This is a genomic window from Uliginosibacterium paludis (assembly GCF_039631355.1).
Classification (GTDB): Bacteria; Pseudomonadota; Gammaproteobacteria; order Burkholderiales; family Rhodocyclaceae; genus Uliginosibacterium; species Uliginosibacterium paludis.
The window spans coordinates 647,380-670,119 of sequence record NZ_JBDIVF010000002.1; the positions used below are offsets into that span (position 1 = coordinate 647,380).

At 66.2% G+C, this 22,740-nt stretch carries 18 protein-coding genes; 4 read left to right on the forward strand and 14 right to left on the reverse strand.

Features of this window, described 5'->3' with window-relative positions; all coding sequences use genetic code 11:
* Positions 1–141: 141 nt before the first annotated feature.
* The 4 genes from ABDB87_RS08105 to ABDB87_RS08120 all read left to right on the forward strand — a co-directional run bounded on the left by ABDB87_RS08105 (position 142) and on the right by ABDB87_RS08120 (position 5,313).
* Positions 142–1,374 carry an IS4 family transposase gene (locus tag ABDB87_RS08105; protein WP_345925784.1) on the forward strand — a complete coding sequence of 411 codons (1,233 nt, stop codon included), beginning with the start codon at positions 142–144 and terminating at the stop codon, positions 1,372–1,374.
* 259 nt (positions 1,375–1,633) lie between these two features.
* Positions 1,634–2,308 carry a hypothetical protein gene (locus ABDB87_RS08110; protein ID WP_345925786.1) on the forward strand — a complete coding sequence of 225 codons (675 nt, stop codon included), beginning with the start codon at positions 1,634–1,636 and terminating at the stop codon, positions 2,306–2,308.
* Between the two features lie 280 nt (positions 2,309–2,588).
* Positions 2,589–3,944 carry a cell envelope integrity protein CreD gene (creD, locus tag ABDB87_RS08115; RefSeq protein ID WP_345925788.1) on the forward strand — a complete coding sequence of 452 codons (1,356 nt, stop codon included), beginning with the start codon at positions 2,589–2,591 and terminating at the stop codon, positions 3,942–3,944.
* A gap of 175 nt (positions 3,945–4,119) precedes the next feature.
* Positions 4,120–5,313: a zinc-dependent alcohol dehydrogenase gene (locus ABDB87_RS08120; RefSeq protein ID WP_345925790.1), complete on the forward strand. Its 1,194-nt coding sequence runs from the start codon at positions 4,120–4,122 to the stop codon at positions 5,311–5,313.
* Between the two features lie 1,435 nt (positions 5,314–6,748).
* On the opposite strand, the gene ABDB87_RS08125 is transcribed toward ABDB87_RS08120, so the two are convergent.
* The 14 genes from ABDB87_RS08125 to glgB all read right to left on the reverse strand — a co-directional run bounded on the left by ABDB87_RS08125 (position 6,749) and on the right by glgB (position 22,736).
* Positions 6,749–7,669, reverse strand: a complete 921-nt coding sequence (locus ABDB87_RS08125) for a GFA family protein (protein WP_345925791.1) — start codon at positions 7,667–7,669, stop codon at positions 6,749–6,751.
* Between the two features lie 601 nt (positions 7,670–8,270).
* The gene (gene uxuA, locus ABDB87_RS08130) at positions 8,271–9,320 is read right to left on the reverse strand and encodes a mannonate dehydratase (RefSeq protein WP_345925794.1); all 1,050 of its coding nucleotides are present in this window, start codon (positions 9,318–9,320) and stop codon (positions 8,271–8,273) included.
* Positions 9,321–9,339: 19 nt separating this feature from the next.
* Complete coding sequence (locus ABDB87_RS08135; protein ID WP_345925796.1) at positions 9,340–9,549, reverse strand: hypothetical protein; 210 nt, start codon at positions 9,547–9,549, stop codon at positions 9,340–9,342.
* A gap of 16 nt (positions 9,550–9,565) precedes the next feature.
* On the reverse strand, positions 9,566–10,423 hold the full coding sequence (locus ABDB87_RS08140; protein WP_345925798.1) for an SDR family oxidoreductase: 858 nt from the start codon (positions 10,421–10,423) through the stop codon (positions 9,566–9,568).
* A 143-nt stretch (positions 10,424–10,566) separates the two neighbouring features.
* Entirely contained in the window at positions 10,567–11,598 is a 1,032-nt protein-coding gene (locus ABDB87_RS08145) for a VWA domain-containing protein (protein ID WP_345925800.1), read from the reverse strand.
* Positions 11,595–12,536 (reverse strand): DUF58 domain-containing protein, encoded by a 942-nt coding sequence (locus ABDB87_RS08150; protein ID WP_345925802.1) that lies wholly within the window; start codon positions 12,534–12,536, stop codon positions 11,595–11,597. Before ABDB87_RS08150 ends, ABDB87_RS08145 begins: the two co-directional genes overlap by 4 nt.
* Entirely contained in the window at positions 12,520–13,530 is a 1,011-nt protein-coding gene (locus tag ABDB87_RS08155; RefSeq protein WP_345925804.1) for an AAA family ATPase, read from the reverse strand. The genes ABDB87_RS08150 and ABDB87_RS08155 overlap by 17 nt, the downstream gene beginning before the upstream one ends.
* A gap of 28 nt (positions 13,531–13,558) precedes the next feature.
* Entirely contained in the window at positions 13,559–14,497 is a 939-nt protein-coding gene (locus ABDB87_RS08160) for a S1C family serine protease (protein WP_345925806.1), read from the reverse strand.
* A gap of 330 nt (positions 14,498–14,827) precedes the next feature.
* On the reverse strand, positions 14,828–15,598 hold the full coding sequence (locus ABDB87_RS08165; protein WP_345925807.1) for a DnaJ domain-containing protein: 771 nt from the start codon (positions 15,596–15,598) through the stop codon (positions 14,828–14,830).
* Positions 15,599–15,750: 152 nt separating this feature from the next.
* Entirely contained in the window at positions 15,751–16,293 is a 543-nt protein-coding gene (locus tag ABDB87_RS08170) for a GNAT family N-acetyltransferase (protein ID WP_345925809.1), read from the reverse strand.
* A 13-nt stretch (positions 16,294–16,306) separates the two neighbouring features.
* Positions 16,307–16,519, reverse strand: a complete 213-nt coding sequence (locus tag ABDB87_RS08175; RefSeq protein WP_345925811.1) for a VF530 family protein — start codon at positions 16,517–16,519, stop codon at positions 16,307–16,309.
* Positions 16,520–16,742: 223 nt separating this feature from the next.
* Positions 16,743–18,230, reverse strand: a complete 1,488-nt coding sequence (gene malQ / locus ABDB87_RS08180; RefSeq protein WP_345925812.1) for a 4-alpha-glucanotransferase — start codon at positions 18,228–18,230, stop codon at positions 16,743–16,745.
* Positions 18,231–18,447: 217 nt separating this feature from the next.
* Entirely contained in the window at positions 18,448–20,556 is a 2,109-nt protein-coding gene (gene glgX, locus ABDB87_RS08185) for a glycogen debranching protein GlgX (protein ID WP_345925813.1), read from the reverse strand.
* On the reverse strand, positions 20,544–22,736 hold the full coding sequence (glgB, locus tag ABDB87_RS08190) for a 1,4-alpha-glucan branching protein GlgB (protein WP_345925814.1): 2,193 nt from the start codon (positions 22,734–22,736) through the stop codon (positions 20,544–20,546). The genes glgX and glgB overlap by 13 nt, the downstream gene beginning before the upstream one ends.
* Between the last annotated feature and the right edge of the window lie 4 nt (positions 22,737–22,740).

Sequence of the window (22,740 nt, forward strand, 5' to 3'; positions counted from 1 at the left end):
AGGGAACAATGAGTGAAGCGAACTGCGCCGAATTTGGTGACCCTGGGCGAGATGCTTGAATTCAAGATCTGACCCAATACTGTTCGGTTAGTAACTAAATTCTTGCTATTCTGGGGCTACGACCTTCCACTGTGAGTAGTGATGGCACGAACCAAAGCGGTGCTGGGCGCAGGCGCCCGGCTCAGTGACTACCTGAGCGCCAGTCTTCTGGCGCGTGTCTACCCGGCTGAGCAGATCAACGCACTGCTCGACGAGCATGGCTGCAACAGCCAGCGCATCCGCAGCTTTCCAGCTGTCGCGGGCGCCTACTACTGCATGGCGTTGAGTCTGTATCCCGAAGCGGCCTACGAAGAAGTGTTTGCCGTCATCGCGCAAGGCCTGGCGTGGGCGCAATCGAGTCCCGTACCCGCGCAGGTATCCAAATCCTCCATCAGCGAACTGCGCGGCAAACTCGGTCACGCACCCTTGCGGGCGCTCATGCGCCAAGCCTGCTTGCCGTTGGCCAATGCGCAGACGCACCCGGAAGCGTTCTACGCGGGGCTACGAGTCGTCGCCATTGACGGCAGCAACTTTGAAGTCCCCGACGAAGTGGATAACGTCGAGCAGTTCGGCTACCCCGGCAGCCGCACAGGCCATGCGGGCTATCCGCAAGCTCAATGCGCGGTGCTGGTGGAGTGCGCCACACACGCCATTCTGGACGCCTATATTGGCGCCTATCGCACCAGTGAGTGGGAGATATGCGTCCCGCTTCTCGACACTCTCAAGCCGGGCATGCTGTGTCTGGCTGATCGTGGCTTCAATGGCTATCGTTACTGGGAGTCGGCACGACGTAGTGGGGCGGATTTACTGTGGCGCTGCACCAAGGACCGACAACTCCCTGTCCTCCAGACTCTAGCGGACGGCTCCTTTCTGAGCGAGATACGCCCCAGTGCCAAGGACCGTGACGGCAAAGCTGATGCCATTGTCGTGCGCGTGGTTGAGTACGCATTGCCCAGCCTTGACGGTGAGCCCACACGTTACCGCCTGATGACCAGTTTGCTTGACCCGGCACAGGCACCTGCGCTGGAGCTGGCTGCGCTGTATCACACGCGCTGGCAAGTCGAGGCCGTGTTTGATGAGCTCAAAACGCACCTGCAGCAACGGCGTCGCGTATTGCGCTCCAAGACCCCCGAGCTAGTGCGTCAGGAATTCTATGGCTGGGTGTTGGCACACTACGCCGTGCGCTGGCTGATGCATCAGACGGCCAGCGAACATCAACTCTCCCACGCTCAACTGTCCTTTACAGGACACGTCCAGCTGCTGCGACGCACCCAGCCCCTTTCCGGGGCCTTTCCCCCCAGGGCAACCAAGAAAGCGAAAGCGGTGGTTTCGTGAGCTGCTTCAAGGGGCCTCAGCATTGCGCGCCGTGCGCACCTTGGGCCAGCACGCGCCGCGGCAGGTCAAGCGGCAAAAACTCACCCTATGCTTCACATGACCATGACTACCCTCGGCGCAGGCCTATCGATACTTCGCCATGTCTGTTGAAACCCTTGGCGCTATCCGCACGCAAACCCGCAAGGAAAACAATCTAACCGAACAGTATTGGGTCAGTTATTGCTTTTTGTTTCGATTGTGAATGTCAAAGGCGAGCAAGATGAAAGACATGAATTTTATTGTAAAGATATTTTTTTATTTAAAAAATAGAGAACGAACCAAATCAAATCGATTAGTGGTTTGTTGTGTCGCCCTATTTTGTCTGTCAGGGTGCGAAAGGGAGTACACCTTGCATTGGGCTGAGCAGGTGGAATTGCGCGACGGTAAAACCGTAAGAGTTGACAGAACGGCCTATAAACACTGGATAGTAGGTCCTGATGTTGGTTATGTGATGTTAAAACAAGAGTACACAGTTGAATTTCCAGGAGCAAAAGCATGGTCAGGAAGTGATGAACCGATCGTGCTGGATTATGAGATCAATCCACTCAATGAAGTAAATTGGGTTGTGATATCGCCTTTGACGATCGAAGATTGCTTGAAACAGAAATCTCCGCGCGGCATGGCTTCTGTTAATAAGTTCATTTATTCAGGTGGAGAATGGATAAAGGCTGAGCCAGATGAAAGTATATACGGCAAGGCGCTTAATACTTTACGCGTGACATTTAGTAAATTTCATTCAAACAAAGAAAAGAAAAAATTTCATAATAAAAATGGAGTGTATGAACTCGGGTACATCGCTGTATCGTCAAAGGAAAGCCGTGAACTTAATATGCTGGGAATTTATCCCCATGGAACTCGCATGAGTGAGGGAGTCACATATTGCAGTACTATTTGATAAGGCCGTAACCCGGAATCCATGCCCGATTCGTAGGTCGGAAAAGCGAAGCGCCTTCCGACGTTCGGGAATGCTTGATGAGTGATGGCGTAAGTTGAACGAGTCAATCGTCGGAAGGCGCCTGCGGCTTTTCCGACTTACGCTTTGGCCGACTCCCGACTCCCGACTCCCGACTCCCGACTCCCGACTCCCCACTTCACCCTCGCTTCACACAGCCCTCATTCCCGCCTCAAAGTGAGCGCGCATGCTGTCCGGGTATTCAACCTGGAGGGAGTTCTTCATGCGCAGTTTCTTTTTCAAGATGCTGATGATCAGTGTGCTGGCGGTCTTGCTGTTTGTGGCGGGGACGATGGTGCGTGGGGTGGTGGCGGACCGGATCATGAACCGCGAGGTGGCGCGGCAGTCGATCAGCGAGGGGCTGGCGGAGCGGCAGACGCTGGCCGGCCCCTTGCTTCGCGTGAGCTACACCGAGCACTGGCAACGTCCGGTGACGGACAAGGACGGGCGGGTGTTGAGACAGGAGGCCTGCAGCGCGCGACATGAGTTGCTGGTCCTGCCGGAAACGGTGCAGCTGAGTGGGAACCTGATCAGCGAGCCACGCCAGCGCGGCATCTTTCACATCAATGCCTATGTGCTGAGCGGGAAGCTGGCCGGTACGCTGAAGATGCCGGCACTCGCCGGGCTTTCACGGCAGGAGCCGGATTCGAGCGTGGTGATCGATTCCGCCGAGCTGCTGCTTTCGGTGACCGATCCGCGCGGCCTGCGCAAGCTGGAACTGAAGGTGGATGGCCGGCCGCTGGCGCTGGAGCCCGGTACCGGCATGGAGCGGGCTGGCAGTGGTGCGCGCGCGCAACTGCCGGAGGCGGCAACGCTGGCCGGCAAGCTGCTGACCTTCGACCTGGCGCTGGATCTGGCCGGCACGGATTCATTCAGCATGGTGCCACTGGCGCGGGACACGAGCGCGAGCCTCAACTCACGCTGGCCGCATCCGTCCTTCGGCGGGCGCTTCCTGCCGGAGACGCGTACGGTGACGGCAAAGGGCTTCGAAGCACAATGGCATGTCAGCGCACTGGCCTCGAATGCCCGCCAGAGCTGGCCGATGGGGCCGGAGGGGGCGGCGCGGCCGGTGGATACGCTGGTGGTGAGCATGATCGATCCGGTGGATGTCTATTCGATGTCCGACCGCGCCAGCAAGTATGCCGAGCTCTTCATCGCGATCACCCTGGGCGCCTTCCTGCTCTTCGAACTGCTGCGCCGCCTGAGTCTGCATCCGATGAACTACCTGCTGATTGCGGCCGCGCTGCTGATCTTCTTCCTGATGCTGCTCTCGCTCTCCGAGCGCCTGGGCTTCGGGCTGGCCTATCTTTCGGCGGCGAGCGCCTGCGTGCTGCTGATCGGTTTCTACAGCGCGCATCTTCTGCGCAGCCTGTGGCTGGCGAGCGGCTTCACGCTGGGGCTGGGCGCGCTTTACGGCGCGCTTTACATGATCCTGCTGTCGGAGCAGAACGCGCTCCTGATGGGCAGCCTGCTGCTCTTCGCGCTGCTGGCCTGCGTGATGGTGGGCACCCGCAAGGTGGACTGGAATGCTTTGCTCGCCCCGGCGCTGGCAGCGCCTGTGGCTGAGGAGGCGGACTGACCTTCCTGCTGTCGAGATCAAGCCCGGCCCTGGTGCAGGCCGGGCTTTGGTGTGAGTGCGTGAGAAATCACTGACGCCGATCAGCGGCCGCGGCCGATTCCGTGCCGGTGACGCGCTGCCGAGAATGGGTTGCACCGCCGCCGTGCCTCGGCAGCGCCACGCATCGGAGCCCATCATGAAAGCACTGACCTATCACGGCGTACGCGACGTTCGCGTGGAAAACGTACCCGACCCGCGTCTGCATGAGCCGGATGACATCCTGCTGCGGGTGACCGCCACCGCGATCTGCGGCTCCGATCTGCACCTCTACCGGGGCAAGGTGCCCGGTCTCAAGGATGGCGACATCCTCGGCCACGAGTTCATGGGCGTCGTCGAGGAAGTGGGCCGCGACGTGACGCGCCTCGCCCCCGGCGACCGGGTGGTGGTGCCCTTCACGATCTCCTGCGGCCATTGCTTCTTCTGCGAGCGCGCACTCTATTCCGCCTGCGAAACCACCAACCCGGCACGCGGCGCGATCATGAACAAGAAGACCGCCCGCTCCGGCGCCGGCATGTTTGGCTACACCCATCTCTATGGCGGTTACGCCGGCGGCCAGGCCGAATACGTGCGTGTGCCAAAGGCCAATGTCGGCCCGCTGAAGCTGCCTCCCGGCGTGGCGGACGACAGGGTGCTCTTCCTCTCCGACATCCTCCCCACCGGCTATCAGGCCGCGCTGAACGGAAACGTGGGCCCCGGCTCATCGGTGGCGATCTTCGGCGCGGGCCCGGTGGGCCTGATGGCAGCGGCGAGCGCGCGACTGCTCGGCGCGGAGCAGATCTTCATGATCGACCACCACGCCTACCGGCTCGCTTTTGCGGAAGCCACCTATGGCGTCGTGCCGATCAATTTCGACGACATCGAAGACCCGGCCGAACGCATCATCGAGCTCACCGGGTTCCGTGGGGTCGACTGCGCCATCGATGCGGTGGGCTTCGAGGCCAAGGGCAGCGCGCTCGAAACCGTGCTGACCGACCTCAAGCTCGAAGGCTCCAGCGGCAAGTGCCTGCGCCAGGCCATCGCCGCGACCCGGCGCGGCGGCATCGTGAGCGTGCCCGGCGTGTATGCCGGATTCATACACGGCTTCCTCTTTGGCGACGCCTTCGAGAAAGGCCTGAGCTTCCGCATGGGCCAGACCCATACCCAGCATCACATGCCGGTGCTGCTGGAGCACATCCTCGAAGGCCGGCTGAATCCGGAAGTCATCATCTCGCACCATCTGCCGCTGGATCAGGCGGCCGAAGGCTACCGCCTCTTCGCCGAGAAGCTCGAAGACTGCCGCAAGGTGGTGCTCACGCCTTCGGCGCTGGGTCAGGTCAGCAGGGCGCCATGAGCAAAGCGAATCGCGCCAGGGTGCCGGAACGGCGCCTTGATGGGTGAGCGATACGGAGCGGACGGCGCCATGGCGCGTGGGCAGAAAAAGCCCGGCCATTCTCAACTGCGGCGCGCACCGGGCTGGCGGCGTGTGGTTCATCCGAAGCCGGTGCGTGCTGCGTGGGATGAGGGACGCATGCGGCGCGATTCGCTGCGCTCATGGCGCCCTACGCCAGACGTGGCCGGCCCGGCTTTCGGAGGCCGCTTTGAGCCATCCCGTGAAGTCGCACGCACATCCTGGAGATGAGGGCGCGCAGGGCGTCCGGGGCAATTTCTTGTCTGGCCGGCCTGCGTAGGGCGCCATGAGCAAAGCGAATCGCGCCAGGGTGCCGGAACGGCGCCTTGATGGGTGAGCGATGCGGAGCGGACGGCGCCACGGCGCGTGGGCAGAAAAAGCCCGGCCATTTTCAACTGCGGCGCGCACCGGGCTGGCGGCGTGTGGTCCATCTGAAGCCGGTGCGCGCTGCGTGGGATGAGGGACGCATGCGGCGCGATTCGCTGCGCTCATGGCGCCCTACGCCAGACGTGGCCGGCCCGGCTTTCGGAGGCCGCTTTGAGCCATCCCGTGAAGTCGCACGCACATCCTGGAGATGAGGGCGCGCAGGGCGTCCGGGGCAATTTCTTGTCTGGCCGGCCTGCGTAGGGCGCCATGAGCAAAGCGAATCGCGCCAGGGTGCCGGAACGGCGCCTTGATGGGTGAGCGATGCGGAGCGGACGATGCCATGGCGCGTGGCCAGAAAAAGCCCGGCCATTCTCAACTGCGGCGCGCAACGGGCTGGCGGCGTGTGGTTCATCTGAAGCCGGTGCGCGCTGCGTGGGATGAGGGATGCATGCAGCGCGATTCGCTGCGCTCATGGCGCCCAACGCCAGACGTGGCCGGCCCGGCTTTCGGAAGCCGCTTCGAGCCATCCCGTGAAGTCGGACACACCTCCTGGAGATGAGGGCGCGCAGAGCGTCCGGGGCAATTTCTTGTCTGGCGGGTCCACGTAGGGCGCCATGAGCAAAGCGAATCGCGCCAGGGTGCCGGAACGGCGCCTTGATGGGTGAGCGATACGGAGCGGACGGCGCCATGGCGCGTGGGCAGAAAAAGCCCGGCCATTCTCAACTGCGGCGCGCACCGGGCTGGCGGCGTGTGGTTCATCCGAAGCCGGTGCGTGCTGCGTGGGATGAGGGACGCATGCGGCGCGATTCGCTGCGCTCATGGCGCCCTACGCCAGACGTGGCCGGCCCGGCTTTCGGAGGCCGCTTTGAGCCATCCCGTGAAGTCGCACGCACATCCTGGAGATGAGGGCGCGCGGGGCAATTTCTTGTCTGGCCGGTCCACGTAGGGCGCCATGAGCAAAGCGAATCGCGCCAGGGTGCCTGCTTCGGGCGAGCCAGACTGAATGCTGTCCTCAGTCCTCAACGAAAACATGTCCCGCCTGTCGCAGGAGGGCGCGCGCGCGGGCGAGCTCGGAGCGCGGGAGCAGGAGGTGGTCGCCGTCGTAGGTGGAGACGATGAAGATGCCGATGGCGGCGCGGGAGAGTGGTTCGATGACGGCGAGCACGATGCCGGTTTCGTCGAAGGCGAAGGGGCCGACGAGCTGGAGGCAGGCCCAGTCGCGTGAAGCCGTGCATGACGACGGGATGTGTTCCTGGCGGCAGGTGATGGAGAGTTCGTCTGCACTGCGGCTGACCGAGAGGAAGCCCGCACCGCCTGCCCAGTCCGGTACGGCCGCGCCGGGGTCCAAGCGGGCGATACCATAGTCGCCTGCCAGCTCGCGCAGACGCACGCTGCGGCGCGGGGCTCTGTCAGGCAGGGTGGGCCAGACGCGGCTCGCGCGCCAGAGGGCGAGCGCAGGTTTCAGGGCTTCGCGCCGCGCAAGACTTTCGGCGGGCCATTCCTGCGCCATGTCGTAGTACTCAGGCACGGCGCGCACATCCGCCGGCAGCGGCAGCCAGGGCTGCTTCGTCGAGGTGAAGATGTGGATGTCGGGCGGCGCGATGTCAGGCTCGTCCAGCGTGCCGACGCGCACGAAGCTCACCAGCGGACCAGCTCCGGCATAGTGGCTCCAGAGGGCGAGGCGGCAGTGCGGGCAGCGGGCCACGCGCTGGCCGGCACCGCTGGCGGTGGGCAGGTCGATCAGTTCGGGAGTGCCGCGCAGCAGCGTGACGCGGTCGGCCTCGATCATGGCGTTGAGCGCGAAGGCACTGCCGGATTCCCGCTGGCACCAGCGGCAATGACAGGCATGCACGATGAGGGGGGCGCTGGCCAGCCGGTAGCGGATTGCTCCGCAGTCGCATCCGCCTTCGGCGGGAAAGGCTTCGTGCTTCATCGCTTGCTCCTGTCGGACGGCATGTCAGACGAGCATGCTGCCACAGGTGCGCGAATTGACGTTTGCCGTAGGGCGCTCTGAGCAACGCGAAGCGCGCCGCAGCAGCATCGCGCTCGGGCGCTTCGGCGGGCGTTGCTCAGGGCTACTACGGCGTGCTTCGCTCCGTGGTGCTTCGGCGCGCTTCGCTCAGGGCTTCTACGGCGCGCTTCGCTTCGCTCAGGGCGCCCTACTGGCCATTCATGACGGATGAATGATCTGGGGGTGGGTGAAGTCAGGCGGCCGGATGGAAAAAGCCCGGGCTGTTTTCACAGGCCGGGCTCGGGGGAGGGCAGCTTTCTCTTGATGGCTTTGTGCGGGCAGCGCTGCGGGGTGATGCGGTGTCACCCGGGGAGCCGGGGCCCGGGAGCCGGGCCCTGTTTCCGTCGCGCATGCCCGTCAGACGGCGGGCTTTGGCTGGTGCAGCGAGCTCAGGCTTGTTCAGGGCTTCTGCGGCGCGCTTCACTCAGCTGCTACGGCGCGCTTCGCTTCGCTCAGGGCGCCCTACGTGTCGGGCACAAGAACGTCATCCTGCGCACCCAGCACCCAGCACCCAGCACCCAGCTCAGCGTGCCGCGCCGAACTTGTCGACGGCTTCCCAGAGGCCGTTCAGATACACGGCGCCGAGGGCACGGTCGTAGAGGCCGTAGCCGGGCTTGCCGGTTTCGCCCCAGATCATGCGGCCGTGGTCGGGGCGCACATAGCCCTGGAAGCCGGTGTCGTGGTAGGCCTTGACGATGGCGGCCATGTCGAGCGAGCCGCAGTCCGAGCGGTGCGCGGTTTCCTCGAAGTCGCCGGCCGCATTGACCTTCACGTTGCGCAGGTGGGCGAAGTGGATGCGGCCCATGCCGCCGAACTCGCGCACCAGGGCTTCCACGTTGTTCTCCGGGCCGGCGCCGAGCGAGCCGGAGCAGAGGGTGAGGCCGTTGGCGGGGGTGTCGACGATCTTTACGATGCGGGCGAGGTCGTCGCGGTTCTTCACGATGCGCGGCAGGCCGAAGATGGGGCGGGGAGGATCGTCCGGGTGGATCGCCATCTTGATGCCGGCTTCCTCGGCGACCGGGATGATGGCCTGGAGGAAGTAGGTGAGGTGCGACCAGAGCTTCTCTTCGTCGATGCGCGAGTATTCGTCGAGCAGGGCCTTGAGTTCCTCGGGCTTGTAGCTCGAATCCCAGCCGGGCAGCGAGATGCCCTTGGATACGTCGATGGCTTCGGCCTCGGCGGTGCTGAAGGCGAGCGTGGTGGAGCCGTCTTCGAGCTTCTTGGCGAGCGTGGTGCGGGTCCAGTCGAAGACCGGCATGAAGTTGTAGCAGATCACTTTCAGACCGCATTCGGCGAGGTTGCGGATGCTCTGCTGGTAGTTGGCGATCAGGCGGTCGCGGGTCGGCTTGCCGAGCTTGATGTCTTCATGCACCGGCACCGATTCGATCACGTCGAAGGCGAGGCCGTGGGCTTCGATTTTGGCCTTGAGGGCGCGGATGTTTTCGACCGGCCAGACTTCGCCGACCGGCACGTCATACACGGCGGACACGATGCCGTGCATGCCGGGGATCTGGCGGATGTATTCGAGGGTGACGGGGTCCGAGTCACCATACCAGCGGAATGACATTTTCATGGGGAGTCTCCTTCTTGTTTCAGTGGTTCAGGCGCAGCACCGGGCGGGCGCTGCGACGGGCCGGCGCGGGTGCGGGCAGCGCGACGCCGGCGGATTCGGGATTCAGTTCGGTGGCAACGCAATGCCATTGCCCGGAATGGGGCTGGCTGGCGATGTATTGCCGGGCACGTTCTTCGGAGGAGAAACAGGCCAGGGGCTGGTGACTCCAGACGATCCAGATCTGCATCATGGCGGGCCTCCCGTTCTCAGACGCCGGAATAGGCAGAGAAACCGCCATCGACGGGCACGACCACGCCATTGACGAAGCCGGATGCCGCGCCGGACGCGAGCCAGAGCAGTGTACCGTCAAGCTCCTTCGCTTCACCGAAACGCTTCATCGGCGTGTTGGCGAGGATCTTGCCAGCGCGGGCGGTGGGCTGGCCATCGGGGGAAAACAGCAGCGCCTGGTTCTGGTTGGTGACGAAGAATCCGGGCGCGATCGCATTCACGCGGATGCCGGCAGGTGCCAGATGCACCGCGAGCCACTGGGTGAAGTTGCTCACGGCGGCCTTGGCAGCGCTGTAGGCGGGGATCTTGGTGAGCGGCCGGAAGGCGTTCATCGAGGAAATGTTGAGGATGGAGCAGCCTTCGCGGCCCACCATCTGCAGCGCGAAGACCTGGCTGGGCAGCAGGGTGCCGAGGAAGTTCAGATCGAACACGAAGCGCATGCCTTCGGGGGCCAGGGTGAAGAAATTCACCTTGGCGGGATCGGGATTCTCGAGGTCTTCCGGCGAGAAGGTTTCGGCGCTGGTCGTACCCTTCGGGTGATTGCCGCCGGCGCCGTTGATCAGCAGGTCGCAGGGGCCGAGCTTTTCGAGCACCACGGCCGCGGCCGCTTCGAGCGACTCGCGTTCGAGCACGTTGGCGGCCAGGCCGATGGCCTCATGGCCGGCCGCGCGCAGCTCGGCGGCAACCGCTTCGGCCGCTTCCTGACGCAGATCGATGATGGCGACGCGGGCGCCGCTGGCGGCCAGGGTGCGCGCCATGCCTGCACACAGCACACCGCCACCGCCGGTAACCACGGCAACCTTGCCGGAAAGATCGGCACTGAATGAACCGGACATTGCATGTCTCCTTGTAGTGAAAGCCTTTGCGTCGCCGGCGCCGGGGCGCGGCTGAGGAATGACACAAGCGTGGATCAAGGAGGTCATACCGTCCAATTCAGAATAAGTCAGTGGGAATACCTTTGCGGTATGGGGTTGCCGTTTCAGGGCAGCCGGCCATGCCATGCCAGCGAGAGGGCGCTGGCCAGCGTCACCAGGGCCGCCGCCAGGGCCGCGATCAGGCCGCTGACTTCGGTCTGCTTCGTTTCAAAGCCGATGCGGGAATTCAGCGACTCATAGACGCGGGCGAGGTTCAGCGCGGAATCCGCATGGAAGTATTCGCCCAGCGTCATTTCTGCCATGCGCTTGAGGGTCTCCTCATCGAGCTGTACCCGCATTGACCAGCCCTCGAAGCCGATGGTGTCGCCCTCGCGCGTGCCGATGCCGATGGTATAGACCCGGATGCCGCGCTCGGCCGCCAGCTTTGCGGCTTCGAGCGAATCCGGCCCGGTGGTGCGCTGGCCGTCGGTGAGCAGGATGATCGCGTTCGTGGCATTCGAGCCCGGCGGCACCGGCTTGAACTCCGCGCGGGCCTTGTCCTGCCCGACAGGTAGATTGTCGGCGTGGTTGTAGAGCAGTTGCGAGAGGTCGATGCCGCTGTCGGGCAGCAGGGTGGCGAGCGAGAGGATCAGCCCGCTGCCGATCGCGGTGCCGCGCTGGAGCTGGAAGCGGTCGATGGCGGCGAGCAGGTCTTCGCGGTTGTGGGTGGGCGCCTGCACCACCGAGGCCGTGCCCGCGAAGGACACGATGCCGGCCCGGGTGGCGGGCGGCAGCGCCTTGAGGAAGTTGCGCGCGGCCGCCTGTGAGGCCTCGATGCGGCTGGGCTCGACGTCGGTGGCGCGCATGCTGCCGGACACATCCATGGCGAGCATCACCGTCTGCTGTTGCACCGGCAATGTCAGCGTCATGACCGGACGGGAGGCGGCCAGCAGCATCAGCGCCAGCGCGACTAGCATCAGCAGCGGCGGCAGGTGGCGGCGCAGCGCATGGCCGCGGCCCAGTGCCTCGCGCACCAGTTCCAGGCCGGCATAGCGCAGCGCGTGGCGCTTGCGCCGGCGCAGGATCAGCACATAGGCGGCAACGAAGGCCGGCACGAGCAGCAGCGCCCACAGCGCGTGCGGCCACAGGAAGGTCATGCCGGTCTCCCCTGCGCCGGGGCCGCGGCCAGATGCGCCGGCATGCCGCGCGCGCCGGGCTGGCGCATCCGGCGCAGGTCGGCAAAGCGCAGCAGGGCGTCGATCAGCCCGCCTTCGGTGGAGAGCTCCAGCGCGTCGACGCCGGCGCGGGCAAAGGCGCTGCGCAGGGCGGCTTCGCGCTGCTCGACGAGGGTCGCAAAGCGCTTGCGAAAGCCCTTGTCATGCGTGTCGACGAAGAGCTGCTCGCCGCTTTCGGCGTCTTCGAGCAGCAGCATGCCCAGCTCGGGCAGCGCGTGTTCGAGCGGGTCGGAGAGGCGCACCGCGATGACTTCGTGATGCTGGGCGAGGCGGCCGAGCACGGTTTCCCAGCCCGGCGCGCTGATGAAATCCGACACCACGAAGATCAGCGAGCGCCGGGCAGCAATGCCGGCGGCATGTTCGAGCAGGCCGGCCAGCGCGGTCGGCGCGGTGGGGCCACGTGGCCGCGCCAGCACCGTCTGCAGCAGATGCAGCACATGGCGCCGACCCGTGCGGGCCGGCACCACGGTATCCACCCGGCTGCCGTAGCACAGCGCGCCCACCCGGTTGCCGTGGCGGCTGAGCAGCCGGGCGATCACGCCGGTGAATTCGGCCGAGATGACCTGCTTGCGCACCCGCATGCCGAAATCCAGCGAGGCGGAGAGGTCGAGCAGGAACCAGGCGGTGAGGTCGCGATCCTCGTTGTAGATCCGCACATGCGGCGTCTGCAGGCGCGCGGTGACGTTCCAGTCGATGTGGCGCACGTCGTCGTGCGACTGGTACTCGCGCAGGTCGGCGAGGTCCAGCCCGGGGCCACGGAAGAGGCTGCGGTAATCGCCGTGCAGCAGGCCGTCGAGGCGGCGGATCACCGTCCACTCCAGGCGCAGCAGCAGCGCTTCGGCCTCAGGCAGTGGCGACATGGGCGGGCTCCAGGCTCTTCTGCGGTGCCGGGATGTGCTGCATCAGGCGCGAGATCAGCACGTCGGTCGTGATGCCTTCGGCCAGCGCCTGGTAGCTGGGCACGAGGCGGTGGCGCAGCACATCGGGCACCAGCTCGAGCAGGTCGGTCGGCAGGGCGTAGTCCCGCCCGCGCAGGAAGGCCAGCGCCCGCGCGCCTTCGACCAGGTGAATCGTGGCGCGCGGGCTGGCGCCGCACGCGAGCAGCGGTGCGAGCTCGGCGACGCCGTAGCGTTCCGGTTCGCGCGTGGCGCAGACCAGGCGCACCGCATGCTGGATCAGCGCCGGCTCCACAAAGCCGCGCCGGCATTCTTCCTGCAGCGCGGCGAGCTGCGCCATGCTGGCCACCGCGGTGATCTGCGGGGGCTCGCCGGTGACGCGCTGGACGATCACGAACTCTTCCTCCGGCGTGGGGTAGTCCACCCGCAGCTTCATCATGAAGCGGTCGACCTGCGCCTCCGGCAGCGGATAGGTGCCTTCGGTCTCGATCGGGTTCTGGGTGGCCATCACCAGAAAGGGGGCGGGCAGGTGATGGGTTTCGCCGGCGAGGGTGACCTGCCGCTCCTGCATCACTTCGAGCAGCGCGCTCTGCACCTTGGCCGGGGCGCGGTTGATCTCGTCGGCCAGCAGCAGATGGGTGAAGACCGGGCCGAGCGTGGTGGCGAATTCACCCGTCTTCGGGTTGTAGATGCGATTGCCGACGAGGTCTGCCGGCACCAGGTCGGGCGTGAACTGGATGCGCTTGCAGGCGCCGCCCAGCGCGGTGGCAAGCGTTTTCACGGTCAGTGTCTTGGCCAGGCCCGGCACGCCTTCGACCAGCAGATGTCCCTGCGCGAGCAGGGCGACCATCACGCGCTCGAGGAACTGATCCTGCCCCACGATCAGCTTCTTCACCTCGTACAGGATGCGTTCCATCAGGCTGGCGACTTCGGCGGGGCGGGCGGGCGCAGGGCTCATGGCGGATTCCTCGGGCCGGTGGGAGGGGTCAGAACGGAGACAGGCCGACGCCGGCGGCTGCGTTCTCGATCGGTACGGCAAAACCCAGGCCGACGAAGAAGCGCTGTTGCACCGGATTGAGCAGGGCTGCCACGATGCCGACGACCTCGCCCTTCATGTTCACCAGCGGCCCGCCGGAGTTGCCCGGGTTCGCTGCGGCATCGAACTGGATCAGGCCGCCGAGCAGGGTGTCGCCCTCGGGCGAGCGGAACTCGCGGCCCAGACCCGACACCACGCCCGCCGACACTGAGGGCCCGAAGCCGAAGGGAAAGCCCACTGCGGCCACTTCGTCGCCGGGCTGCAGGCCGGCGGTGGAGACCAGGGTGGCCGGCCTGAGGTCGTCCGGCACGCGCTCGGCGCGCAGCACGGCGAGGTCATTGGCGGGGTCGACGCTGGCGATGGCGGCACCCGACTCCGAGCCGTCCGCGAAGCGGACGCGGATCTCCCGCGTGCCCAGCACCACATGCAGGCTGGTCAGGATCGCGCCCTGCTCGGTGATCACCACACCGCTGCCGATGGCGGTCCGTTCACGCTCGCCCGCGTCGGCCTGGCGCCGGCCCTTGCCGCGCGGCTGTGCTGCGCTGGCCGTATCAGCGGGTTCACGGCCGCTGACCCGCACCACCGACGGGCTCACCCGCGCATAGGCACGCGCCGTGGCCGAGGGCAGGGTTTTCGTTTCGAAGCTGCGCAGCACCGCGCGGTCGATGTCGGCCTGGGTCAGGCGCTCGGCAGGCGGCATGAACTGGCGCGAGAGCAGGCCGCCGCCCAGGGCAGAGAGCACCAGAAGCAGCAGGGGGAGTACGCGTCGCCACCGCCGGCCCGGGCGGATCCGGCGGGCCGGGCCGGCCGCAGCCGGCGCAGCACCTGCGGGCAGGGCTGCGGGCGCTGCCGCGGTGCGGGCCGTGCTGTAAAAGGCGGTTCGTTTCATGCGCCCCCTTGCGTCGAAGGCGGAGGGCGGGCAAGGCCGGCCGGTCCGCACTCAGCAGACGGCCGCGGCGGACGCGGCCTTCATTCATGCTGGCACGCGAATCCCGGCGGTTCCACCCTGATTGCAAGAGGGGTTTGCCGCGCGGCTGCCCTTGCTTCCGCTCGTGCGCCCGGTGCCCGACGCTTCGGGCGGTGCGCTCGGGCAGGCCGCATTCGATCCGGGCCGGGCGTTCAGGTGAGCGCTCCCGGAGAAATCAGGGACGGCTCAGCCGAGGCGGCCGACGCCGGATCAGGCTGTCCGGAGCCGGCCCGGTTGCGGCGGGACGGGCGATCAGCGCGGTGCGATGCTGCCCGAGCCGCGATGATTCTCGCGCTCGAGCTGGCGCAGCGTGGCTTCGTCGCGGGCGAGGCGGTAGCGGGCTTCGGATTCCTCGCGGCGGCGACGGCTTTCTTCCTCGTACTGGCTGCGGCGCTGGGCATTGAGCGCTTCACGCTCGGCGCGGGCCTGGTCATAACGCTGCTGCGAGTCCGACTGGTTGTAGGCGCGATCGGCCTGGGCGCGGGCGATGCGGATGTCCTGCTCCACACGCTGTGCCTCCATCCGGCGCCGGGCCTCTTCCTGCTGCTGTTCCATGCGCGCCTGGCGGGCAAGGTCGCGCTCCGTTTCGGCGGCACGGGCCTCGGCTTCCTGCGCGAGGCGCTGCTCTTCGAGCCGGATCGCTTCCGCGACCAGGCGCTGGCGCTGCACGTCGGCCTTGTGGTTGAAGTAGAGCCAGGCGCCCAGCACACAGGCCACCACCACCGCCGCGGCCCAGCGCAGCGTATGGGGCGAATCGGCGTGCGATTCATGGATCACCACGGCAGAGGCCGGCAGGGCGGGCGGGTTCAGGCGCCGGTCGTAACGGGCACGCAGCTCCGGGTTGGAGAGCGTCTGGAAGGCGTCCTTGATCAGATTGAAGTGCGTATCGGGGTCCAGCCGGTCGGATCGCAGCGTGCCCTCCAGATAGTTCGCCTTCAGGCGTTCGAACGCGGCGGTGATGGCTTCGGTGGAAGCCGATGTGCTGACCTCGAGCAGGTCGTAGAGCGTTTTTTCCTGTGTCATTCCCCAAGCCCGGCGACGCCCGCGCGGCACCGGACCCGGCAGGTGTCCGCGGCGCAGGTTTGTTGTTTTTAACGATTCCTTACGGATTCTAACGATAAACCATGGTGCCGGCATGTCGGAATCCGGCTCAAGCCCGTGTGGCGGGGATTCCGTCACGCCGTCGCGGCGCTGCCCGGTCTGGCTTGCCAGGTCAGGATATCCATGAGGCGGCCGTCGTCTTCGGCGCGCATTTCGGTGTAGCGGAAGCCGGCCTGCTCCAGCACGCGGCGGGCCGCGGTGTTTTCGGGCACGCAGATCGCCACCACGCGGGCGAAGGCATGCCAGTGCCAGCCCCAGTCGAGCAGGGCCGGCAGCATTTCGCCGGCAAGGCCTTGCCCCCAGTGGCTGCGCAGCAGCGCGAACTTCAGCTCGACCTCGGTTTCGCCTTCGGGCTGAAGAAGCCCGCAGAAGCCGAGCACGCCCCCATGCTGGCGCGACACCAGCGCCAGCATGCCGCTGCGCTGGCGACGCGCGTTCTCCAGCGTGATCTGCAGCCAGCGGGCGCAGTCGGCCTCGCTCAGCGGCTCGCCGTCGTCGACGCCCTGCATGGCGGCCGCGTCGCCATAGACGGCGAGCAGCGCGGGCAGGTCCGCCTCGAGGCAGTGCCGGGCGAAAAGGCGTGGCGTGCTGAAAAGCGCGGTGGCGTCCGAAGTCATGGGGCGGCGGCGCTCAGAGCGCGTCGAGATACAGCGCTTCGACCTTGGCGCGGGCCCAGGGCGTGCGGCGCAGGAACTTGAGGCTCGACTTGATGCTGGGGTCGGACAGGAAACAGCGCACCGGAATCCGCCGGCCGAGCTCCTCCCAGCCGAAGTGGGTGACCAGATCGGTCAGGATCGCCTCCAGGGTGAGGCCGTGAAGCGGGTTGGCGGGTTGTTCCTGCATGCCTGAGCTTTCAGTAAGGGGCCGCAGGCTGCGGCGCCAGCGCGCAGGATAGCCCAGCGCGTGACCAGAGGGGGCGCGGCCTCTCCGCGCCGGGAGGGGCAGGAATCCAAGCGAGCGGCACTGCAGCCCGGAGAGAAACGCCGAAGGACACCCTCCGGCGGCGCCGCGCGGTCAGCGTGGAGCGGTGTTCGGTTGGTGCGGCACAGTGCGGGTGGCCACGGTTTCAGCGCCCGTAGAGCCGGCAGAAACTCGCCAGCAGCTCATGATGGCGTGGCTGCAGCTGGGCCCAGTCGAAACGCCATTGCCAGTAGCCGGAGGGCTTGCCGGGAAAGTTCATGCGCGCTTCGCTGCCGAGCCCGATCACGTCCTGCAGCGGATGGATCGCCAGATCCGCCACGCTGGCGCAGGCCGCACGGATCATCTGCCAGCCGATGTCCTGGCCGTCGATGGCGAGGTAGTCGCGTACATGCTGGCGTTCTGCCTCGCTGATCGAGGCCCACCAGCCGGGCGTGGTGTCGTTGTCGTGCGTGCCGGTGTAGATCACGCTGTCACGCGCATGGCGGTGCGGCAGATAGGCATTGCTGCTGTCGCTGCCGAAGGCGAACTGCAGGATGCGCATGCCGGGAAAGTCGAACTGGCGGCGCAGGTCTTCCACATCGGGCGTGATTACGCCGAGGTCTTCCGCAATGATCCGGAGCGGACCGAGTGCCGCCGCGATGGCTTCGAACAGCGCGGCTCCCGGCCCCGGCACCCAGCGGCCATTGATCGCGGTCTCTTCGCTGGCGTGGATCTCCCAGTGTGCCGCAAAGCCGCGGAAGTGGTCGATGCGCACGATGTCGACCAGCTCGAAGGTGGCGCGCACCCGCTCGATCCACCAGGCGTAGCCTTCTTCGGCGTGGGCGGACCAGCGATAGAGCGGATTGCCCCAGCGCTGGCCGGTCTCGGAGAACGCGTCCGGCGGCACGCCGGCCACCACGGTCTGGCGGCCGTTTTCGTCGAGCTCGAAGAGCTCCGGCCGGGCCCAGACTTCGGCACTCTGGCAGGCGATGAAGATCGGTGCGTCGCCCACGATCCGGATGCCGGCCGCGTTGGCGTAAGTTCTGAGCGCATGCCACTGGCGGAAAAAGCACCACTGGCAGAACTTCCAGAACGCGATCGCCTCGGCATGCACCTCGCGCGCGGTGGCCAGCCCGGCCGCTTCGCGGCGCGCCAGGGTGGGCGGCCAGTCGGCCCAGTCCTGCCAGCCGAAATGATCGGCCAGACTCATGAACAATGCATAGTCGTCGAGCCAGCCGATCTGGCTCACGCAGAACCGCGCGTAATCCTCGCGCTGCGTCACCGTGGCGCCATCGCGGAACGCACCGGCCGCGCGGCGCAGGCGCTCCATGCGCCAGGGCACGACCCGGGCGAAGTCGATCGCGTGCGTGTCGAACGGCGTAGCGGGCACGAGCTCGGCGGTGTCCAGCCAGCCCTGGTCGGCGAGCTCGGCGAGGTCGATCAGCAGCACATTGCCGGCAAAGGCCGAGCTGCTCATGTAGGGCGAGTTGCCTGGCCCGATGCCCCCCAGCGGCAGGATCTGCCACAGTGATTGGCCGGCTTTGACCAGCCAGTCGACGAACGCGAATGCCGCCGGACCGAGGTCTCCCGAGCCATGCGGACCGGGCAGGGACGTGGGATGCAGCAGGATGCCGCTGGCGCGTGGGAGTCTCATGGCTGGAAGACCGTGATGAGGGCGGAGGACTGACGGCCGAGTGCGTTCGGCGTCCTTGTTCGTGGTACAGCCGGGGCAAGCGTCGCAAGCCTAGTCATGATGTTCTCCTGAAGTCCCCGGGCGCTCCGCAGCACACAGGATCAAGTTCCAAGTCGCAAGTTTTGCAGGTAGCGCTCCGCGCACCCCGCACCCTGTCCAGAGCGCTCAGCACCCGGTATCAAAGCCTTATCCCCGCCCCGGCCGCAGAGAGCAGCACCAGGCTGTGCGCCGGCACTTCGTAGTTCACTTCGCCCTGACCATGCCAGCGCCCGGCGCCGCGCGGATGGGTGGTGTCGAGCTGGGTTTCCCAGACGCCGGCGGGCAGCATGAAGTCCTGCGCCTCGGCGCCGGCATTCACGAGCAGCAGCAGCGGCGCGCTGGCCCGGCCCGGGCGGCCGATGAGGCAGGCAAGACTGCCGCCGCGCCCCCAGTCTTCGCCGCGCATGGGTTTGCCGTCGGGCCTGAGCCAGTAGAGATCGTGCAGGCCGTGCGGGTCGGCTTCGCCGCTGTACCAGTGCTTGTCGAAAAGCAGGGCCTGGCGGCGCAGGCGGATCACGCCGGCGGTGAATTCGATCAGATCCTCGTCGGCCTGCGCCCAGTCGATCCAGCTGATGTCATTGTCCTGACAGTAGGCGTTGTTGTTGCCCTGCTGGCTGTGGCCGAGCTCATCGCCCTGAGCGAGCATCGGGGTGCCTTGCGCCAGTAGCAGCGTGGCGAGCAGCGCGCGCTGCAGGCGGCTGCGCAGTGCCGCCACCACCGGATCGGCGCTCGGGCCTTCGACGCCACAGTTGTGGCTGTGATTGTCGCCATGGCCGTCGCGGTTGTCTTCGCCGTTGGCCTCGTTGTGGCGCTCGTTGTAGCTCACCAGATCGCGCAGCGTGAAGCCGTCATGGGCGACGATGAAATTGACCGAGGCGACCGGCGGCCGGCCGCTGCCCTGGAAGATGTCGGAGGAGCCGCACAGCCGCATCGCGAACTCGCCGCGGGTGGGCCCGCCATGCAGCCAGAAGCTGCGCATGGCGTCGCGGAAGCGGTCGTTCCATTCGCGCCAGCCGCGCGGAAAACCGCCCACCTGATAGCCGCCAGGGCCGATGTCCCAGGGTTCGGCAATCATCTTCACGCGATTGAGCACCGGATCCTGCGCAACGGCGGTGAAGAAGGCATGCTGCGGGTCAAAGCCATCGTCATAGCGGCCAAGGATGGGGGCGAGGTCGAAGCGGAAGCCGTCGACATGCATCTCGCTGACCCAGTAGCGCAGGCTGTCCATGACCAGACGCAGGGTGTTCGGGTGACTCATGTTCACCGTGTTGCCGCAGCCGGTGTCGTTGATGAAGTTGCGCGGCGACTGCTGGTCCATGCGGTAGTAGCTCGCGTTGTCCAGCCCGCGCAGGCTGATGCAGGGGCCGTTTCCATCGCCCTCGCAGGTGTGGTTGTAGACCACGTCGAGCAGTACTTCGATGCCGGCGGCATGGAGGCTGGCTACCATGTTGCGGAACTCGTCGCGCAGGCTCATGCCTTCATGGCCGGACGCGTAGCGCGGGTCCGGCGCGAAGAAGGCCAGGGTGTTGTAAGCCCAGTAATTGACCAGGCCCATCTCGATGAGGCGCTGCTCGTCGATGTGGTGATGCACCGGCAGGATGCTCAGGCTGGTGATGCCCAGGCGCTGCAGATGCTCGATCGAGGCGGGGTGCGCCAGCCCGGCATAGGTGCCGCGCAGAGCCTCGGGGATCGCCGGATTGAGCTTCGAGAAACCCTTTACATGAAGCTCGTAGATGAGCATGTCGGCGGCGGGAATCCGCGGCGGATGATCGTCGCCCCAGTCGAAATCCTGCTCGTCGACCACGCGGGCCTTGAGCGCGCCGGCTCCGTTGTCGCGGGTGTCGCGTTCCGCCGGCTCATCGAGCACATGGGCGAAGTCTTCCGGGCGCCAGCCGAACTCGCCAACCACCTCGCGGGCGTAGGGGTCGAGCAGCAGCTTGTCCGGATTGAAGAAATGGCCTTCGTCGGGAGCCCAGGGGCCCTCCGCACGGAAGCCGTAGACCAGGCCCGGCGTTGCATAGGGCAGATAGCCGTGGAAGATGTCGCGCGTCTGGCCGGGCAGCTCGACGCGGGCCAGCTCGGTTCCGCCATCGGCGGAGTACAGGCACAGCCAGATGCACGTGGCATTTTCGGAGGCGACTGCGAAGTTCACGCCCTGACCGTCCCACTGGCTGCCGAGTGGCCAGGGCAGACCGGGCGCCAGGCGGGGGGGGCGCCCGGGAAGGGGCGGATTGCTCAGGCTTGCCATTCGAGGATGACCGTGGCGAGAGGAGGAACATTGATCCGGATCGAGCAGGGCATGCCGTTCCAGGGCTGGGGCGTGCTGCGGGCGACGCTCCAGGGTGTGCCGACATTGCTGCCGCCGTAATGCAGGGAGTCGGTATTGATGCGTTCGGCATAGCTGCCGGGTCTCGGCACGCCGATCAAATAATCGCCGTGGACCGTGGGGGTGAAGTTGCAGATCACCACCACCAGGGCTTCACGGTTGGCGCTGTAGCGGACGAAGGAGAGGATCGAGTGCTCGCCGTTGCTGTGCTCGATCCAGTCGAAGCCTTCGGGCGTGAAGTCGCGCTGCCAGAGCGCGGGGCAGCCGCGGTAGAAATGGTTGAGGTCGCGCACCAGGCGCTGCACGCCGGCGTGCAGGCCGGCTTCGGGGTCCGAGTCCAGCAGGTGCCAGTCAAGGCTGTGATCGGCTTTCCATTCATCGTTCTGGGCAAACTCGCAGCCCATGAAGAGCAGCTTCTTGCCCGGATGCCCCCACATGAAGCCGTAGTAGGCGCGCAGGTTGGCGAACTGCTGCCAGCGGTCGCCGGGCATCTTGGCGAGCATCGAGCCCTTGCCGTGCACCACTTCGTCATGCGAGATCGGCAGCACGAAGTTCTCGCTGAAGGCGTACATCAGGCCGAAGGAGAGTTCGCCGTGGTGATACTTGCGGTGGATCGGGTCGCGTGCCATGTAGCGCAGCGTGTCGTTCATCCAGCCCATGTTCCACTTGTAGTGGAAGCCCAGCCCGCCGGCAAAGGTCGGGCGTGACACCCCGGGATAGCTGGTCGATTCTTCGGCCGCGGTGACCGCTTCCGGCCGCTCGCTGCCCAGCACTTCGTTCATGCGCTTGAGGAAGGCGATGGCTTCGAGGTTCTCGCGACCACCGAAATGGTTGGGCACCCATTCACCCTCGTTGCGCGAGTAGTCGCGGTAGAGCATCGAGGCCACCGCATCGACGCGCAGGCCGTCCACGCCGTAGCGCTCCAGCCAGAAGAGCGCGTTGCCGACCAGGAAGTTGCGCACTTCGGTGCGGCCGAAGTTGTAGATCAGCGTGTTCCAGTCCTGATGGAAGCCTTCGCGCGGATCGGCGTATTCGTAGAGTTTGCTGCCGTCGAATTCCGCGAGGCCGAAGTCATCGGTGGGGAAATGTGCCGGCACCCAGTCGAGCAGCACGCCCAGCCCTGCCTCGTGGCAGCGCTGCACGAAGCGGCGGAAGGCGGCCGGTTCGCCATGCCGTGCGGTCGGCGCGAAGAGGCCGGTGGCCTGATAGCCCCAGGAGCCGTCGAAGGGATGTTCGCTGACCGGCATCAGCTCGAGGTGGGTGAATCCCATGTCGATGGCATAGGGAATGAGGCGCCCGGCGAGCTCGTCCCAGTCCAGCCAGTCGGCGCCCTCGTGCTTGCGTTGCCAGGAGCCGGCATGCACCTCGTAGATGCTGACCGGCGCATCGGGGGCGTTGGCGCGGGCACGATCCGCCGACGGTGGCACCGCGGCGGGCAGGGCATCGGTGATGCTGGCGGTGGCCGGCCGCAGCTCGGCGCGCAGCGCGTAAGGGTCCGCCTTGAGCGGCAGCAGGCGGCCATCGGCCGCGACGAGTTCGAACTTGTAGTGCGCACCGGCGAAGACTTCCGGCAGGAAGATTTCCCACACGCCGCACTCCGGGCGTCGCCGCATCGGGTGGCGGCGTCCATCCCAGGCATTGAAGTCGCCCACCACCGACACGCGCGAGGCGTTCGGCGCCCACAGCGCGAAGCTGGTGCCGGCCACGCCTTCCATCTCGCGCGGCCGGGCGCCGAGCAGCTCCCAGGGTCGCAGATGGCTGCCTTCTGCCAGCAGCCAGACATCCAGTTCGCCCAGCACCGGCGGAAAGCGGTAGGGGTCGTGCAGGATGCTGCGCTGGCCGTCCTGCCAGAGCACGTTGAAGCGGTAGGCGAAGCGCTCGCCGGTCTTCAGCCGGGCTTCGAAGAAACCGGTGTCGCCGTGCGGACGAAGGCGTGCGCGCAGCCGGCGGTTGTCGGCATTGATGAGTTCCACCGACTGCGCACCCGGCAGCAGGCAACGCACGCACAGCAGGCCATCCTCGTCTTCGTGCATGCCCAGCACGGCGAAGGGATCGGGATGGCGCGCAGCGAGGAGCAGGTTGAGTTCGTTCGGGTCGATCATCGTG

Bases quoted from the DNA above. Each gene is read 5' to 3' on its own strand.
- creD (WP_345925788.1), top strand. From the start codon at position 2,589: ATGCGCAGTTTCTTTTTCAAGATGCTGATGATCAGTGTGCTGGCGGTC.
- ABDB87_RS08160 (WP_345925806.1), bottom strand. From the start codon at position 14,497: ATGAAACGAACCGCCTTTTACAGCACGGCCCGCACCGCGGCAGCGCCC.
- ABDB87_RS08165 (WP_345925807.1), bottom strand. From the start codon at position 15,598: ATGACACAGGAAAAAACGCTCTACGACCTGCTCGAGGTCAGCACATCG.
- ABDB87_RS08140 (WP_345925798.1), bottom strand. From the start codon at position 10,423: ATGTCCGGTTCATTCAGTGCCGATCTTTCCGGCAAGGTTGCCGTGGTT.
- ABDB87_RS08125 (WP_345925791.1), bottom strand. From the start codon at position 7,669: ATGAAGCACGAAGCCTTTCCCGCCGAAGGCGGATGCGACTGCGGAGCA.
- ABDB87_RS08175 (WP_345925811.1), bottom strand. From the start codon at position 16,519: ATGCAGGAACAACCCGCCAACCCGCTTCACGGCCTCACCCTGGAGGCG.
- ABDB87_RS08155 (WP_345925804.1), bottom strand. From the start codon at position 13,530: ATGAGCCCTGCGCCCGCCCGCCCCGCCGAAGTCGCCAGCCTGATGGAA.
- ABDB87_RS08170 (WP_345925809.1), bottom strand. From the start codon at position 16,293: ATGACTTCGGACGCCACCGCGCTTTTCAGCACGCCACGCCTTTTCGCC.
- ABDB87_RS08105 (WP_345925784.1), top strand. From the start codon at position 142: ATGGCACGAACCAAAGCGGTGCTGGGCGCAGGCGCCCGGCTCAGTGAC.
- glgB (WP_345925814.1), bottom strand. From the start codon at position 22,736: ATGATCGACCCGAACGAACTCAACCTGCTCCTCGCTGCGCGCCATCCC.
- malQ (WP_345925812.1), bottom strand. From the start codon at position 18,230: ATGAGACTCCCACGCGCCAGCGGCATCCTGCTGCATCCCACGTCCCTG.
- ABDB87_RS08150 (WP_345925802.1), bottom strand. From the start codon at position 12,536: ATGTCGCCACTGCCTGAGGCCGAAGCGCTGCTGCTGCGCCTGGAGTGG.
- ABDB87_RS08145 (WP_345925800.1), bottom strand. From the start codon at position 11,598: ATGACCTTCCTGTGGCCGCACGCGCTGTGGGCGCTGCTGCTCGTGCCG.
- ABDB87_RS08120 (WP_345925790.1), top strand. From the start codon at position 4,120: ATGAAAGCACTGACCTATCACGGCGTACGCGACGTTCGCGTGGAAAAC.
- ABDB87_RS08110 (WP_345925786.1), top strand. From the start codon at position 1,634: ATGAAAGACATGAATTTTATTGTAAAGATATTTTTTTATTTAAAAAAT.
- glgX (WP_345925813.1), bottom strand. From the start codon at position 20,556: ATGGCAAGCCTGAGCAATCCGCCCCTTCCCGGGCGCCCCCCCCGCCTG.
- ABDB87_RS08135 (WP_345925796.1), bottom strand. From the start codon at position 9,549: ATGATGCAGATCTGGATCGTCTGGAGTCACCAGCCCCTGGCCTGTTTC.
- uxuA (WP_345925794.1), bottom strand. From the start codon at position 9,320: ATGAAAATGTCATTCCGCTGGTATGGTGACTCGGACCCCGTCACCCTC.